The sequence below is a fragment of the Bartonella sp. TT29SHDZB genome (genome assembly GCF_042193395.1).
Lineage (GTDB): Bacteria > Pseudomonadota > Alphaproteobacteria > Rhizobiales > Rhizobiaceae > Bartonella.
Genome location: NZ_JBHILQ010000009.1, coordinates 16,673 through 32,599 on the forward strand (window position 1 = coordinate 16,673; position 15,927 = coordinate 32,599).

The window sequence follows — 15,927 nt, forward strand, 5'->3', positions numbered from 1 at the left end:
GTTATCAATTACTTCTTTTTTGTGTGCCTATTAAGAACAGAACACCATCGTATTACCAATTTACATATCTTTTTTAAGAAAATTCTCTCAGTGCTCTTCCCCATTACACAACAATACCCGTGAATGGTATAATAAAGTCATTGTTGCAACATCATCTTTATACTTAATAAAAGAGCAAGCCTGCACCATTATACTATTTTCCCAATGTTGGGATAATTTTTGGCGCCTAAGAACGTTAATAAGAATCATTTTTATGCTTTTCTTCAATAGTCTTTATCCACACGTTAATCCCATTTATAAAGCAAAAATAATAATTTTAATTGATTTATTATAAGAGGGATTGAGACAAAAGAAGTTTATGATAGTAAAGTTTAAAAAATAATAATTAATCATTATAAATCAATATATTATAATTATTCTGAGCGGCTTTCTTAATATTTATATTTTTAGAGGTTAAGCTAACGGAAAGACAGCATAGCGTAACTGCACAGCTTAATATTTTAAAACTTTAAGCCTCATTAAAGCTTATTCTCTTTCGTTTAACAGGTATTAGTTTTAAACAATTAAACTAATCTAATTTTATTCCTGTTATATCCGCTAAATACTTTATTTTATCTTGATTTACCTTCTTGGAATACTGATGATTATTACAGAAGTTTTTTGTTTAAGCGGGAGAGTTATCAAAAAATATCCACGCTGCTAATACAACTAAAGTCCAAAGTTTCTTCTGTCTTTAAACAATATGCTAAAAATCCAAAAAAAATTTAATCAATTTATATTAAAAGAAGAAACAATACGTATTAAAAGATCTTTAAATATCCTTTGGAAGTTTTTTGAGTCCCCTAAAAAGTACAAAAACCGATGACTAAACTATATCAACAATCTTCACTTTTAAACAAACAGATATGGGGAAATCATACTGCCCAATTTTATTTAGAAACTCGTATCTTAAAAAAATTTACGCAATCAATAAGTTATTTACGGTATAAAATAGAATGGTGGGTGATGAGGGGATCGAACCCACGACCCGCTGATTAAGAGTCAGCTGCTCTACCGACTGAGCTAATCACCCATAAGCTTCTCAAAAGACGAGAATGAGCGTTTCTATAACGCTCCTAAGGATGGATGTCCAGATATTTTGTTGTTTGTTATATAAACTCATTGTCTGTAAGGTTAAAAATATGATATTCACCTCTTGATCTTATATAAAAATAAACCCATTATAAGAAGCTTTATAAATAAATGTTCTGATTGTTACACAGAACCTATAGTTAGAGGATTATCGAGCATAATGCCCGAGCAAAAATTAGAGGGACCTTCTTGTGGTTGTAAGCGGGATGGGGCATCATTTTGTTTTATCAACAATCACATGCATTCAAGCAATATTGTGCTATTTTTTTCTTTGAATCTAAGTTTTCTTACATACAATGTTCATGATCCAATATACGAATAAAAGCCTATGAATTTTTTTTGTCAATCGCGCGCTTTTAAACTTCTAAAAGGTAAGGAATGATGGAATGGATCACTGATCCCCATGCGTGGTTTGGTTTGATCACGCTGGTTTTTCTCGAAATTGTTTTAGGAATAGATAACCTTATCTTTATTGCAATTTTAGCTGAAAAATTGCCACTGCATTTGCGTGACCGCGCACGCTTTATAGGTCTTACTTTAGCATTAATTATGCGGCTTTTCCTTCTTACCGTTATTGGATGGGTTATGAGACTCGATAGGGTAATTCTTTCACTTTCATCTTTTGCATTTAGTTGGCATAGCTTTATTTTAATCGGTGGTGGAGCCTTTTTGCTAGCAAAGGGAACGCTAGAATTACATGAAAGGTTAGAAGGAGTATCACATGAAAGAAAAACAGGCGTTGGTTATGCTGTTTTTTGGCAAGTCATCGTTCAAGTCGTGGTGCTGGATGCCGTTTTTTCACTAGACAGTATTATTACCGCAACAGGTATGATTGCAAAAGAGCAGGCAGCAGTTATGTATATCGCAGTCATAGCTGCTATGGGAGTAATGATGTGCGGATCTGGTGCTCTTATGCGTTTTATTAATCGTCATCCCACTATTGTAATCCTTTGTCTTGGTTTTTTGATGATGATTGGTTTTACTCTCATTGTTGAAGGATTTGGTTTTCATATTCCAAAAGGGTATTTGTATGCTGCTATTGGTTTTTCTGTTCTCATCGAAGCTTTTAATCAAATTGGACGTCGTAACCGTGAAAAAATGATTAAAACGAATGATCTACGCAGTAGAACAGCTGATGCTGTTTTGAGGCTCTTAGGAGGAGGAAGCAAAGATAGTCACCTTGCTGAGACTGTAGATGTTATTGCTGAACAGGCTGCTGCTTCTGAGTTATTTAGACCAGAAGAAAAGGAGATGATTCGTGGTGTTCTCGATTTAGCTGATCGCCCTGTTCGCTCTATCATGTCGCCACGTAATGAGATTGAGTGGTTAGATTTAAATGCTGATGAAAATGAAATGCGTGAAGAATTACAAAAAGTTAAACATAGCCGCTTAATTCTTGCGCGTGAAAAAGTGGATGAATTTGTTGGCGTTGCGTTGACAAAAGATCTTCTTTTGAATTTGGCTGAGGGGAAAAAGATTAATTGGAAAAAAGCTATGCGAGAACCCCTCGTTGTTCATGAAAACACAAGTGTTTTACGATTGATGGAGCAGTTACGTCATTCTTCGATTCAGCTTGCAATTATTGTTGATGAGCATGGATCTTTTGAAGGAATTGCAACACCAACTGATATTCTTGAAGCTATTGCAGGAGACTTTCCTGATGACGATGAAGAACTTATGATCGCAGAACAACTCGAAAATGGCAGTCTTCTTGTTGAGGGATATGCTGATATCCGCCGTTTAAGTGGTTATCTTGGGCGTAACCTTGTAGATGAAGCAGATCGTTATACGACTCTGGCAGGCTTTATGCTTTGGCAGTTTGGTCATTTACCAAATGAGGGAGAAAGCTTTGAAACGGATGGTTTACACTTTAAAGTGATTGAAATGGAACGCCGAAACATATCTAAAATCCTTATTTCTCCACTTGTATCACCAGAAAAAAGCTAATTCTTTTTATAAGCAAGATGAATAAAAAGATTTTTTTATGATTAAAAATTGAAAATAATAAGCCGTTGATGACTTAATTGCATTTCATTATTTTTATATTTTTTTAAGCCTAAAATAATGACATACAAAAGTTATGTTATCAATGAACTTTCCATTACAAGAAGTTTTCATTGATGATTGACGAAAAGCTGGAAGAAAGAAAATGGTGCAAATTATTTGTCAATAGTCATTAATCTCAAAACAATGAATATATACAACATTTTGATTTATAATAATTATTTATTACAATATTACCTTCACATCAAGAAAGCCTCTTTCAAACATCAGATTTCCGCCAATGGATAAAACTCCACCATTGTTGAGTTCACTCAACTGATGATGGCAGCTTTAAAGCAGAATCTGGTTCCTATAATCTTTTTAGATCTTCTTGATATTTCTTAAGGAGCTATTCCTTATCTTTTGTTTCGATAAATGTAGCTATTTTTTTCCTTCCAAGAATGAGACTCCACCTCTCTGGAAACCCCTTATTAAGAACTTTGTTTTTCTTCTAGATGGCTCATATTTTTTGCTAATTTTTTAATTAAAGTGTAGCTGAGCTGCTTAGATTTCACTACTTTTTTGGCTAAAGCCAATGCACGTTCCAGATGAATCTGTTGGGTGTTTTCATCAAAGCCTAAATGATCCTCTGCACTGAAACTTTGATAATAAGATTGTAAGGGTGCAACATCACCCAATAAAGCCACTGCACCAATATGAAGTAAGCTATAATCTGCATCATCTACCTTGATAACCTTATGTGCCTCCAACTTCACTCTTTTACCAAGATGGTGCTCCATATCTGGAATAAAAGCATTTATGAAGATCTATTTTTTTCATCGCCTATTTCAAGATATAATCAAGCTTAATTCCAACTAATCTGCATATATTTCTTCTTCACAAACTCTCAATCCCTTTTTATCAAAATCAAGTTGTAGATCTTGTAAGTGCTAAGAATTGATAGGGATCAATTACCATGCAGGCAACAGCTAAAATACCAGTACTAATCGAAACTCCAACATCAAATTGCGGATAATCTTTGATAATTGCGCCATTGTAAAGAATTTGCGCTTCATGATCTGGTCGTTGATAACGTATTAAATGATTACCTGCCTCTTTAATTTTTTCAACAAACCAATCAAGATTTTTAAAGAGCACTGTTGCACTCTCCATGATTAAAAAATTCTTTGCTCTACCTCAAAAGAGGTTGTATCCATATCAAAAGTCAAAAGACAAGCAGATTTTTGCAAACAAAAGTGATAACGCCGTGTAAGAGAAGAATCTTATCAATAAGGTCTTTGGTGATTTCTCATGAAACGTTTAAACGAGATGGAATCTTGTTCAATAAAAAATACAATAAAGTCAATATTTTGTGTACAATTGTTTTATATGAATCCCATTTAAAATCTACACTTTCATACGTAATTTAATTGACCATTTTGATAAACAATTACCATGTATGAATAGACCATAAAAAGCAAATCATGATGCAAATGTTATATCTTGTGATAATCAAAAGCTTTTTAATGATATAACGCAAGAAAATGAGGTCCCCTCAAATTTAAGGATACCTATTAAGACAAAGATAAGCAGATAAATTTAAAAAAATTGTAATCATATCACAAAGGCATGGGGTTTTACTCAATTTTGAGTCAAAAGCGACAATGTTTAAAGAATGCTCTATTCTAAAGTTAACGAGCTCGAATTTGTGCTGGTTAATTTTGCCAGCTCAAATATGGACCGGCTTATTTGCAGAGAAGTTATGTTTAAATGCAAAGTGAAAATACGCTTATGAGAACCTCACTAAATGAACGTTTAAACGTTTAGAGACATAAAATGATATCTCTATAAAAACGTTTGAAACCTAGATTTATAACAGTTTAAAAGCCTTAGATTTTATAAAAAGCGGTTGTTTATTGTCTTCTGAAAAGCTGCTTTTAAAAACCAATGCTTGTAAATATAAACAACGGATTTTGTTGCAAATATTCACTTAATACGCATTTTCTCTTGATTGTCTTAATATGAACCTACCAAGCGTTGAAACATTTTGATAATGTACTTTGTGTCAAATGACCACCTCAAAAATGAGAGCGTTATTCTTAATACGTTTTATAGCCATAAAAAAGTGTTTATAGGTTCTGTAATTCAAATGAGTGATTAAAGATCATATCTGTCATTTACGTTCCTTTTGATCAGTTTTAATCAATATAATAGAGCGCTTGCAATATGATATGTTTTGTATATATGCATTCATTATTGATTTCTTTTGTATGATCTGTAGCACCTCTATTTAAAAGCAGCGTCATATCAATTGGTACGGCTTTCTTTTATGAATTCTTTCTTTTATGACGCGTTTATAATCATCAAAAAAGCACCCCCCACGTCTGTCATTTATTCTGTTTATCAATCTTGATAATGTTATCGCTTTCATAAACCTCACAATTTATGGGAACCGAATATAAATCGCTATGTCTTTTTATTCTTGCATTGCCATATACATTACCTCTAATCACGAAATAACCAGAGACCTTGGCATTTCCGTAAATAGAGCTATACACATCAGTATGACACCCCATGCTATCATTTCCCGTAAACATTTCCTAACAACAGCATGATTCATAAACCGCAGCATTGCTATGAATACGTGCACTACCGGATAATTTTGCATTCCCATAAACCCGCGCATAATGATAAACTCAACCGTTATAAGAAAGATGAGCATTGTCATAAACATGAGCACTAAAATACACATAGGTTTTATCACATATAAGGGTATTGCCATAGACATAGCCACCAATGGCAGTATTGCTATAGCCCCTTGTATTTTCATAAACACGACTATATTTTACAACACAGACACTATCAGCAACCCAGCAATTGCCATCATGAAAGAGATTGCTCTTTCATTTTCAATAAAAGCATCTAGACCGCTTTTTTACATCACCAAAATCGTTTAAAGAACGAATGCAATATAAAATATATGACCAGTCACGAAATCTATTTGATTGGTTAATTCATATTTTTGGGATGGTTTTTTCTTATTAACAGGAGTGATTTCATTTGCAATAGAAGAAATAACAGAGTTGTTTTTTTGATATAGTTGTCATATTCAAGCTAATAATAACATATTCATTACCTAATCGAATACCAACTCCTACACCTGCATAAAGCGAAGCAATAATCCGCCCATTATGGCTATGCTGCATGACCAGAATAGACCCCAAAATCATCATTGCTACACTCGCAACACCAGCAGCAAATGGATCAAAAGGACCAAGTGTTAACGCCATGAAAATAATAAGTGCACTCATTACTATAGCTGCACAAGATAGTATGTGAGGAGCAAGAGATATATTCCCAATTCTGCCAAATGTAAAGAACATACTCCCAACTAAATAACCACCATAATTAGCGCTCGGTATATAAGAAAGTTGATTAAAGGTAAACAATCCCTCATCTAACATAACTGGCAATATTGGTGTATAAAGAAATCGTCAGATACCCATTCCCAAAACCATACAGAATACAGCGTTTTGAAAAAAATCAAATCTTGACGATTACTTTTTCCCCATTATGATTCCTTTAACTGGTGATATTCCTCATCCGCGTTCCATCTCACCATAACAGCCTTTAGCTCCCAAAATAGAATAAACGCAAATTTAGCTATCTATTTTAATGCTCAAAACAATATATTTAGCGATCTACTATCAACATCACCTGATCAATTGTAGAATAACATATTGAATTAATATGTATTTTTATGTTATAAATGTTTATAGTTAAATTGAAAGCATATTTAGATAATCTTGCTCTTTTATCTCGACATTCAAAATACCTAACCGAAGAATTATATACGCAGCCGTAAATTTTACTTCTCTTAAAATCATTGGCTTATTCGCTAAAAAACTTAATAAACAATTCAAATAACCATTTTCATAAAAGAGGAAATTGACTTCTTTTTAGGTAATATTGTTATTTAGGATAATATGAAGTTGAAGAATTTGGTGCACCCGACAGAATTCGAATCTGTGACCTCTGCCTTCGGAGGGCAGCGCTCTATCCAGCTGAGCTACGGGTGCTTCACACTGATTATTAAAATCAGTTATGGTCTTTTAACTAATCATACTCTTAGCTTCAATGCTAAATTATCATTCTAATAAAAAAATTACTTGTTTGTAATTTATCTAACGACGCACTCCTTTTACTTTTTAATGATACTTTACCTTGAAATAACTTCTCTTTATTCAATGCTCTTTTTATTATAAAAAGAGCTTTTATTACAACTTCAAAACTCTCAAAAATAAGTTACAACATAAATTATAAGTATCAGGATAATTTTTAAATGGCTACATTACCAAGTCGCTTTCATTTTATTTCCGCAGAAACTGAGGAGGCTGTTAAAGCTACCCATAAATTAATTTCCGTTTATGGTCATTCTTCTCTGGAAGAAACTGATATTGTTGTTGCTATAGGTGGTGATGGGACAATGTTACAAACTGTACGAGAAGTCATGAACACAGGCAAACCTATTTATGGCATGAATCAAGGTTCTGTAGGATTTCTTATGAATGAATTTCATGAAAAAAAATTGCCCAATCGTATTGCTGCCGCACATAAAAAAGAAATCCATCCCCTGCGCATGATTGCAAAATCTGAATGTCAAGATTCTATCGAGGCGCTTGCAATTAATGAAGTATCCCTCTTTCGGCAATCTTATCAAGCGGCAAAAATTCGCATCACCATTGATAACAACGTACGCATGGAGCAATTAAATTGTGATGGTGTTCTTGTTGCCACACCAGCTGGATCAACCGCCTATAATTTATCAGCACAAGGACCTATCTTACCTCTTATGGCTCCCCTTATGGCCCTCACTCCCGTTAGCCCTTTTCGCCCTCGGCGTTGGCATGGAGCTTTGCTTCCCAATACAGTAACAGTGCGCTTTGATATGCTTGAACCTGACAAACGCCCTGTCAACGCTGCTGCAGATAATATTGAAGTTAAATCTGTCCATTCAGTTACTATTTCAATGGCAACAGAAGTAACAGCTTCAATCCTTTTTGACTCAAATCATTCATGGGATGAGCGCATTTTATCAGAACAATTTCGCTATTAATGATTGTATTATGCGTTTTATGTGTATATGATTGTTATAGTTAATTTTTTTGTAAAAACATCTTAACACTTTTAAAGAGTGTAGAATATTGGTTATAATTATCATTTAGATAACGCAGTTAAAATCACAGAGCAGTTGATAAAAAAATGATACCATCTTTAAACAGTTTTGATGATTTAGGTCTTTCCGCAAAGGTTATTAATGCCGTAAAATCAGCGGGATATACCGTTCCAACACCTATTCAAAGTGAAACAATTCCGCATGTCCTTCAAAGAAAAGATGTTCTAGGAATCGCTCAAACGGGAACAGGTAAAACTGCTTCTTTCGTATTGCCTATGCTCACTCTCCTTGAGAAAGGTCGTGCAAGAGCACGAATGCCCCGTACGCTCATCTTAGAACCAACACGGGAAATTGCAGCTCAAGTTGAAGAAAATTTCGATAAATACGGAATAAACCATCGTTTAAATGTTGCTCTTTTGATTGGTGGTGTTTCTTTTGAACTCCAAGATCGCAAACTTGAACGGGGAGCTGATGTTCTTATAGCAACACCAGGGCGCCTTCTTGATCATTTCGAGCGTGGTAAATTGCTCCTGATGGGCGTTGAGATCCTTGTTATTGATGAAGCTGATCGCATGTTGGACATGGGCTTTATTCCTGATATTGAACGCATCTGTAAGCTAACCCCTTTTACGCGTCAAACTTTGTTCTTTTCTGCAACAATGGCACCAGAAATTACAAAACTAACGAAACAGTTTTTACATTCCCCAGTAGCTGTTGAAGTTACAAAAGCTTCCTCAACAGCCACCACAATTACACAACGGCTTGTCAAATCTGGAAATAAATCATGGGACAAAAGAGCAGTTCTACGAGAACTTATCCAAAATGAAGGTGCAGAGCTTCAAAACGCTATTATTTTCTGTAATCGCAAGAGAGATATCTCTGAACTTTTTAGATCACTCATTAAACATAACTTTAATGTAGGGGCACTTCATGGAGATATGGACCAATATTCACGCATGAGCACCCTAGCCGATTTTAAAAATAATAAACTTACACTTCTGGTTGCTTCTGATGTTGCTGCCCGTGGACTCGATATTCCAGCTGTAAGTCATGTATTTAACTATGATGTTCCTACACATGCTGAAGACTATATCCATCGAATTGGTCGTACAGGACGTGCAAATCGCAGCGGAAAAGCCTTTACAATCGTTACAAAAGCTGATCAAAAATATATCAATGCCATCGAGGAAATGAGTAATGAAAAAATTGAATGGCTCAATGGAGATCTCTCGACTTTAATAACTGATGATCAAACAGAAGATATTGTTGTAAAGAAAAGGTCTTCAAAATCTTCAAAGAAAACTGCTCCCAAAGAGCCTGTTGCTCACATTAAAAAATCTGCAAAAGAGAATAAAATAGATTATATCAAAAGCGTGAATAATAAAGAAAACCCACCTGAAAAACAGCGCCCACGAAAAAATAAAAATTACACGCCCCTTGGATTTGGTGATGATATTCCTGCATTCATGCTCATAAAAACGCGTAGATAGACTTGTCCTTTACTCTCTGTAAGCATAAAGTAAATAAAAAATGCCTTTTAAAAGTTTCTCTTATTTCTTAGAGAGTCTTTCTATTACCTTTTCACGCCCTAAAAGCTGCAAAAGCTTTCCCATTTCAGGTCCATGATCCATGCCTGTCAGTGCTTGACGTAATGGCATAAATAAAGACTTTCCTTTCCGACCTGTTTTTTCTTTTAATGCGGTTGTCCAAATTTTCCAACTTTCCTCATTCAAAGCACCTTCAGGTAAGAAATCGAGTGATTGACGCACAAATTCACAATCCTCTAATGCTACTGTGTCAAAATTCTGTTCATCATGAATGATTTTCCACCATAAGACAGCATCATTGACTTTATCAATATTGCTTCTTACCGCGTTCCAGAAATATTCCGCCTTATCTCCTTCAATAGAAAGTTTTTTAAGGCGCATGTTAACGTTTTCATAACTTAGTTCATGAACAAGATGACTATTCAAAGTACAAAGATCAGCAATATCAAATTTTGCAACCGATTTTGATGTATCTTGTAAATTAAAATGCTCTAAAAGTGCTGCTTGATGGGGATAGGGATGTACATTTTGTGATGTCCCAATCAAAACAGCAAGACACTGAACAGCTATAGATTCAAATCCTTCTTCTCGTAGAGAACGAATAGAAAGATCATTATTGCGTTTTGAAAATCCTTTTCCTAAAACTGTTGCCAATAAATTGGTATGACCAAAAACAGGTAATTCTGCATTGAGAGCTTTAAAAAGAGCAATCTGAACCCCTGTATTTGTAATATGATCATCCCCACGAATAATATGTGTAATGGCCATATCTGCGTCATCCACAACAGACGGCAATGTATAAAGATAGGTTCCATCTTTACGAATAAGAACAGGATCTGAAAGAGAAGCCAAATCAATCGTCTGCTTTCCCTTTACGGCATCATTCCAGCAAACTTCTGTTCTCTTTGTTTGCAAAGGATCACTTTCAAAATTAGGAAGAAGAAAACGCCAATGCGGTTTACGACCTTGTAATTCAAAGTTTTTTTTGTCTTCTTCTGTCAACTTCAATGCTGCACGGTCATAAATAGGAGGCAATTTGCGTGAAAGCTGGATTTTACGACGCCGCTCTAATTCCTCTGTTGTCTCATAACAAGGATAAAGAAGACCACGTTGTTTGAGAATTTCTGCCACTTCATCATATCGATTAAATCGCTTGGATTGGTAATAAATTGCATCTGGTTGAATACCGAGCCATTCAAGGTCAGCAGCAATAGCATCGATATATTCTTGTTTAGAACGCTCAATATCTGTATCATCATAGCGCAAAACAAATTCTCCCTTATACGCTTGCGCATAAAGCCAATTGAAAAGCGCAATACGGATATTGCCAATATGAATATAACCTGTTGGAGAGGGAGCAAAACGAACTTTAACCATAAAATAATACTCAATTTTTATCGCGAAAATGATTGACTATAGGATAGCGACGATCGCGTCCGAAATTCTTGTAACTGATTTTTACACCAGGCGCAGATTGACGCCTTTTATATTCGGCACCATAAAGAAGCTGTTCAACTTTCGCAACAGTTTCTCGTGAATGTCCACGTTTAACAATATCACAAATACTCATGTCATTTTCTACAAGAGATTGTAATATATCATCTAAAATAGGATAAGGAGGAAGAGAATCTTCATCTTTTTGATTTTCCCGCAGCTCTGCAGAGGGTGCTTTTTCTATAATATTGGATGGAATGATCATTCCTTCTGGTCCTCTCAAATTGTGCAAGTGATTTTTATTGCGCCACTCCGCTAATGCATAAACCTGCATTTTATAAATATCTTTAAGAGGATTAAACCCGCCATTCATATCCCCATACAGTGTTGCATATCCCACAGCCATTTCTGACTTATTGCCTGTCGTTACCACCATTGAGCCGAATTTATTTGAAAGCGCCATTAAAAGTGTACCGCGTATACGACTTTGAAGATTTTCTTCTGTGACGTCAGAGGGTAACCCTGAAAAAACAGGGGCCATTGTCTTTAAAAAAGCTTCAACAGGTTGTGCAATCGGTATGATTTCATAACGACATCCCAAAAGATCAGCACATTCTTTGGCATCTTTTAATGACTCTTGCGAAGTATAATGATAGGGCATCATAATGGTGCGAACCCTCTCAGCACCAAGAGCATCCACCGCCATTGCCGTACACAGGGCTGAATCAATTCCTCCTGAAAGACCAAGAATAACATCCTTAAAGCCGTTTTTATTAACGTAATCTTTTAATCCCAAAACACAAGCTTGATAATCAGCCGCTAATCCATTGAGAAGACTTTCATTAGGACCTGAAATACAGTGCCATCCCGTCGTTGTTTTTTGCCAATGGCTTAAAGCAATATGGCTATCAAAGTGTTTCATTTGAAATATCTTTTTTCCTTGTCCATTCAAGGCAAAAGACCCACCATCAAAAACGAGCTCATCTTGACCACCTACTTGATTAGCGTAGATAATTGGCACTCCAGATTGTAGAGCCTGCGTATGAACAACGTCTATACGTTTTAATGTTTTATTACGATAATAAGGAGATCCGTTAAGGACAAGAATAATCTCAGCCCCTTTATCTTTAAGCTCTGTACTAAGAGAGAAATCATTCCAAAGATCTTCACAAATGACTATTCCCAATTTGATTCCATGATAAATAATAAGCTCAGGACGTGGACCGGAAGAAAATAGACGCTTTTCATCAAATTCGGCATAATTAGGTAAATCAAACTTTAAGCTTTCGGCAATGACTCTCCCTTCATCAAGAAGCATGACACCATTATAAATTTTGCCATTGCGTCTTAATGGAAGACCGATGACAATACCTGGTCCGCCTACGGTTACTTTTGCTAATTTCTCAATGGCCTCTTCACATGTTTTTGTAAAAGCAGGTTTTAGAACAAGATCTTCCGGCGGATAAGCGCTTATAAAAAGCTCCGAGAATAAAACAAGATCAGCCCCCTCTTCTTTAGCCTTTTGATGTGCCATAACAGCTAGAGAAAAATTCCCCTCAATATCACCAACAATAGGATTTAATTGGGCAATTGCTACCCGAAAATCATTTTTCATAAGCCTTTTTATCACTTCATCAGTTTGGCAACCACAACTTTATTTTTCATCATCGGAAATATCACTTTTAAAAAATTCTCTTCTGCCATAATGCCCTGAAAAATATTAGGTCATTTTTTGCCTACCCCTCAGCAGCAATTTCTAACGAGTCAGTGGCACGATTTTTTTTAAGGAGTTCAGCAACAAGAAAAGCCAATTCTAACGCTTGATCTGCATTTAACCGTGGATCACATTGCGTATGATAACGATCAGACAAATCGTCCACAGAAATGGCATGCGCCCCTCCTGTACATTCAGTAACATCACGACCTGTCATCTCAATATGTATGCCTCCTGGATAAGTTCCCTCTCCATGATGCACGGCAAAAAAATTCTCGACTTCTTTTAAAACATAATCAAAGGGACGCGTCTTATAACCATTGGCAGTAATTGTATTGCCATGCATTGGATCACATGACCATATAACCGCACGCTTCTCGCGTTCAACGGCACGGATGAGTTTAGGCAGATAACTTTCAACCTTATCATAACCAAAGCGCGTAATAAGTGTAAGCCGCCCCAGCTCATTTTCAGGATTTAGAATATCAATTAATCTTAAAAGCTCATCAGGTTCAATAGAAGGGCCACACTTTAATCCTATAGGGTTTTCAATGCCACGGCAATATTCAACGTGAGCATGATCAATCTGTCGTGTACGGTCACCAATCCATAACATATGGCCAGATGTTGCATACCAATTTCCTGAAGTTGAATCAATCCGCGTCAAAGCCTCTTCATAACCAAGTAAAAGCGCTTCATGACTAGTATAAAAAGATGTTTCACGTAATGAAGAATGCGTTTTGGATGTAATCCCTATAGAACGCATAAAATCAATTGCTTCAGAAATACGCTCTGCCAATAATTCATAACGTTCCCCCTGCGGACTGTTAGAAACAAAACTCAACATCCATGTGTGAACATTTTCTAAATTAGCATAGCCACCTTGTGAAAAAGCACGCAATAGATTAAGCGTTGCCGCAGATTGGCGATAAGCCATAGACATCCGTTGTGGATCCGGAATACGAGAATCGGCGCCAAATTCAATGCCATTAATAATATCCCCCCGATAAACAGGAAGCTCAATCCCTTCTTTGCTTTCGATATCAGAAGAGCGTGGCTTTGCAAATTGACCAGCAATACGACCAATTTTAACAACGGGTTTAGAACTACCAAAGGTTAAAACAATCGCCATTTGCAAAAACACACGAAAAAAATCTCGGATATTATCAGCTTCATGTTCTGCAAAGCTTTCGGCACAATCACCACCTTGCAATAAAAAAGCTTGTCCTTTTGCAACAGCTGCTAATTCATTTTTTAAATCACGAGCTTCACCGGCAAAAACTAAAGGAGGATAGCTTCTCAGTTTTCGTTCAACATTTTCTAACATAGACTTATCCGGATAAGTCGGAACTTGTTTAATTGGCCTTTTTCTCCAAGAGTCAGGCGCCCATTCTTTTATCATTACACTCTCTCTAAAGACTAAACTTACAGCTTGGCATATCAAAAACTTTTTACCATAATATATGCTGTTTAACTTTCTATTTTCTTCCCATTTTCATATATATAACTTGGTTTATACATTGTTACCAATTCTTCTGCCATCGTTGGATGCACTGCCATCGTCTCATCAAAGATATCCTTCGTCAGCTTACCCTTGAGAGATATCCCTATAAGCTGAGCCATCTCACCAGCATTTTCCCCTAAAATATGAGCGCCCACAACAATACGGCTTTCACCATCAACAATGAGTTTCATAAGCATTTTCTCTGAACTACCAGAAAGAACATTACGCATAGGACGAAAAACTGTACGATAAATTTCAAGACGCTTATAACGCTTTACCGCCTCTTCTTCTGAAAGACCAACTGTTCCAATCTCTGGCTGTGAAAAAACTGCTGTTGTAATTAAATCATAATCAGGTGTTGTGGGAATATTCTCAAATGCTGTCTTAACAAAACACATTGCATCATGAATCGCAACAGGTGTTAATTGAATATGACCTGTTACATCACCAACAGCCCAAATATGAGGGATATTTGTTGTCATTTTCTCATCAACAACAACTGCACCAAATTCATCCACTTGAACACCTGCCCTATCAAGTCTTAAACCCGTTGTATTTGGTACACGCCCCGTAGCCAACATTATCTGATCGGCACTGATTATTTTCCCATTGGATAAAACAACTTCATAACAATTTTCTGCAGCCTGCACTTTAGAAATTGTTATCCCGTAGAGAATAGAAATCCCTTTTTCAATCATCGCATCGCTGAGCAATTGCCGCAAATCATGATCAAAATTACGAAGGATTAAATCACTTCGATGGAGGAGTGTTGTTTTTACACCTAATTCATGAAAAATATTAGCAAATTCAACACCAATATACCCTCCACCAACAATGACTATTGATTTTGGGAGTTGATCAAGGTCAAAAATCTCATTAGAAGTAAGGCAAAATCCACCACCTTCTATGGGAGTATTTTGTGCAAATTTTGCTCCCGTTGCAATCAAAATTTTTTCTGCACTTACCCGCTCACCCGTAGCAGAAAGCTCTAATGTGTGATCATCTATAAAAGTAGCACGACTTTCATAAATATGCACATTGTTATTTTCTAATCCCTTACGATACAGCCCTTCTAACCTTGATATTTCTTTATTTTTAGCTGCAACCAACTTGTCCCAGCTAAAAATTGGATCCGCATATTCCCACCCAAAACCAACACTTTTCTTAAATTCTTTTACATATTGTGATGCATAAACATAAAGTTTTTTGGGAACGCAACCACGAATAACACAAGTGCCCCCTATACGATATTCCTCTGCTATAGCGACCCGCTTGCCAAGACCTCCAGCAAGCCGTGCTGCACGCACTCCACCAGAACCACTTCCAATAACAAATAAATCAAAATCAAAAGAGCCCACGAATTATTCCTTCTTATATAGCTGCAAGAGTAGGCTAAGGTCTTTTATTATCAAATGAAAGTCTTTTTTTCTTTTGAAGA

General features: G+C 36.0%; 10 protein-coding genes and 2 tRNA genes. 3 read left to right on the forward strand and 9 right to left on the reverse strand.

The window, feature by feature from the left end:
• Positions 1 to 996: 996 nt before the first annotated feature.
• Positions 997 to 1,072: transfer RNA gene (locus tag ACFIJJ_RS05755), tRNA-Lys, on the reverse strand.
• 437 nt (positions 1,073 to 1,509) lie between these two features.
• Between ACFIJJ_RS05755 and ACFIJJ_RS05760 the strand changes: the two genes are divergently transcribed.
• On the forward strand, positions 1,510 to 3,078 hold the full coding sequence (locus ACFIJJ_RS05760; RefSeq protein ID WP_375623604.1) for a TerC family protein: 1,569 nt from the start codon (positions 1,510 to 1,512) through the stop codon (positions 3,076 to 3,078).
• A gap of 527 nt (positions 3,079 to 3,605) precedes the next feature.
• Here ACFIJJ_RS05760 and ACFIJJ_RS05765 read toward each other — a convergent pair.
• The 4 genes from ACFIJJ_RS05765 to ACFIJJ_RS05780 all read right to left on the reverse strand — a co-directional run bounded on the left by ACFIJJ_RS05765 (position 3,606) and on the right by ACFIJJ_RS05780 (position 7,193).
• Positions 3,606 to 3,890, reverse strand: a complete 285-nt coding sequence (locus ACFIJJ_RS05765) for a DUF6990 domain-containing protein (RefSeq protein WP_375623606.1) — start codon at positions 3,888 to 3,890, stop codon at positions 3,606 to 3,608.
• A 151-nt stretch (positions 3,891 to 4,041) separates the two neighbouring features.
• A complete protein-coding gene (locus ACFIJJ_RS05770) occupies positions 4,042 to 4,272 on the reverse strand; it encodes a hypothetical protein (RefSeq protein ID WP_375623608.1) in 231 nt (76 codons plus the stop codon).
• A 1,898-nt stretch (positions 4,273 to 6,170) separates the two neighbouring features.
• A complete protein-coding gene (locus ACFIJJ_RS05775) occupies positions 6,171 to 6,578 on the reverse strand; it encodes a YbfB/YjiJ family MFS transporter (RefSeq protein WP_375646330.1) in 408 nt (135 codons plus the stop codon).
• 538 nt (positions 6,579 to 7,116) lie between these two features.
• A tRNA-Arg gene (locus ACFIJJ_RS05780) sits at positions 7,117 to 7,193 on the reverse strand.
• A gap of 263 nt (positions 7,194 to 7,456) precedes the next feature.
• On the opposite strand from ACFIJJ_RS05780, the gene ACFIJJ_RS05785 reads away from it, so the two are divergent.
• Together ACFIJJ_RS05785 and ACFIJJ_RS05790 are read left to right on the forward strand one after the other, a co-directional pair.
• Positions 7,457 to 8,230, forward strand: coding sequence for an NAD kinase (locus ACFIJJ_RS05785; protein WP_375623610.1), 774 nt, complete (start codon positions 7,457 to 7,459; stop codon positions 8,228 to 8,230).
• Between the two features lie 146 nt (positions 8,231 to 8,376).
• Positions 8,377 to 9,780 carry a DEAD/DEAH box helicase gene (locus tag ACFIJJ_RS05790; protein WP_375646309.1) on the forward strand — a complete coding sequence of 468 codons (1,404 nt, stop codon included), beginning with the start codon at positions 8,377 to 8,379 and terminating at the stop codon, positions 9,778 to 9,780.
• A 60-nt stretch (positions 9,781 to 9,840) separates the two neighbouring features.
• Here the strand turns inward: ACFIJJ_RS05790 and gltX are convergent, their stop codons facing one another.
• From gltX to gor, 4 genes are all read right to left on the reverse strand, one after another.
• On the reverse strand, positions 9,841 to 11,214 hold the full coding sequence (gene gltX / locus ACFIJJ_RS05795) for a glutamate--tRNA ligase (protein WP_375623614.1): 1,374 nt from the start codon (positions 11,212 to 11,214) through the stop codon (positions 9,841 to 9,843).
• 10 nt (positions 11,215 to 11,224) lie between these two features.
• The gene (locus tag ACFIJJ_RS05800) at positions 11,225 to 12,886 is read right to left on the reverse strand and encodes an NAD+ synthase (protein WP_375623616.1); all 1,662 of its coding nucleotides are present in this window, start codon (positions 12,884 to 12,886) and stop codon (positions 11,225 to 11,227) included.
• Positions 12,887 to 13,007: 121 nt separating this feature from the next.
• On the reverse strand, positions 13,008 to 14,387 hold the full coding sequence (locus ACFIJJ_RS05805; RefSeq protein WP_375623618.1) for a class II 3-deoxy-7-phosphoheptulonate synthase: 1,380 nt from the start codon (positions 14,385 to 14,387) through the stop codon (positions 13,008 to 13,010).
• A 68-nt stretch (positions 14,388 to 14,455) separates the two neighbouring features.
• Positions 14,456 to 15,847, reverse strand: coding sequence for a glutathione-disulfide reductase (gene gor / locus ACFIJJ_RS05810; protein ID WP_375623620.1), 1,392 nt, complete (start codon positions 15,845 to 15,847; stop codon positions 14,456 to 14,458).
• Between the last annotated feature and the right edge of the window lie 80 nt (positions 15,848 to 15,927).

What these genes read in the sequence shown, in the direction of transcription:
- ACFIJJ_RS05760 (WP_375623604.1), top strand. Translation starts at nt 1,510, where the DNA reads ATGATGGAATGGATCACTGATCCCCATGCGTGGTTTGGTTTGATCACG.
- ACFIJJ_RS05775 (WP_375646330.1), bottom strand. Translation starts at nt 6,578, where the DNA reads ATGTTAGATGAGGGATTGTTTACCTTTAATCAACTTTCTTATATACCG.
- ACFIJJ_RS05785 (WP_375623610.1), top strand. Translation starts at nt 7,457, where the DNA reads ATGGCTACATTACCAAGTCGCTTTCATTTTATTTCCGCAGAAACTGAG.
- ACFIJJ_RS05790 (WP_375646309.1), top strand. Translation starts at nt 8,377, where the DNA reads ATGATACCATCTTTAAACAGTTTTGATGATTTAGGTCTTTCCGCAAAG.
- gltX (WP_375623614.1), bottom strand. Translation starts at nt 11,214, where the DNA reads ATGGTTAAAGTTCGTTTTGCTCCCTCTCCAACAGGTTATATTCATATT.
- ACFIJJ_RS05800 (WP_375623616.1), bottom strand. Translation starts at nt 12,886, where the DNA reads ATGAAAAATGATTTTCGGGTAGCAATTGCCCAATTAAATCCTATTGTT.
- ACFIJJ_RS05805 (WP_375623618.1), bottom strand. Translation starts at nt 14,387, where the DNA reads ATGATAAAAGAATGGGCGCCTGACTCTTGGAGAAAAAGGCCAATTAAA.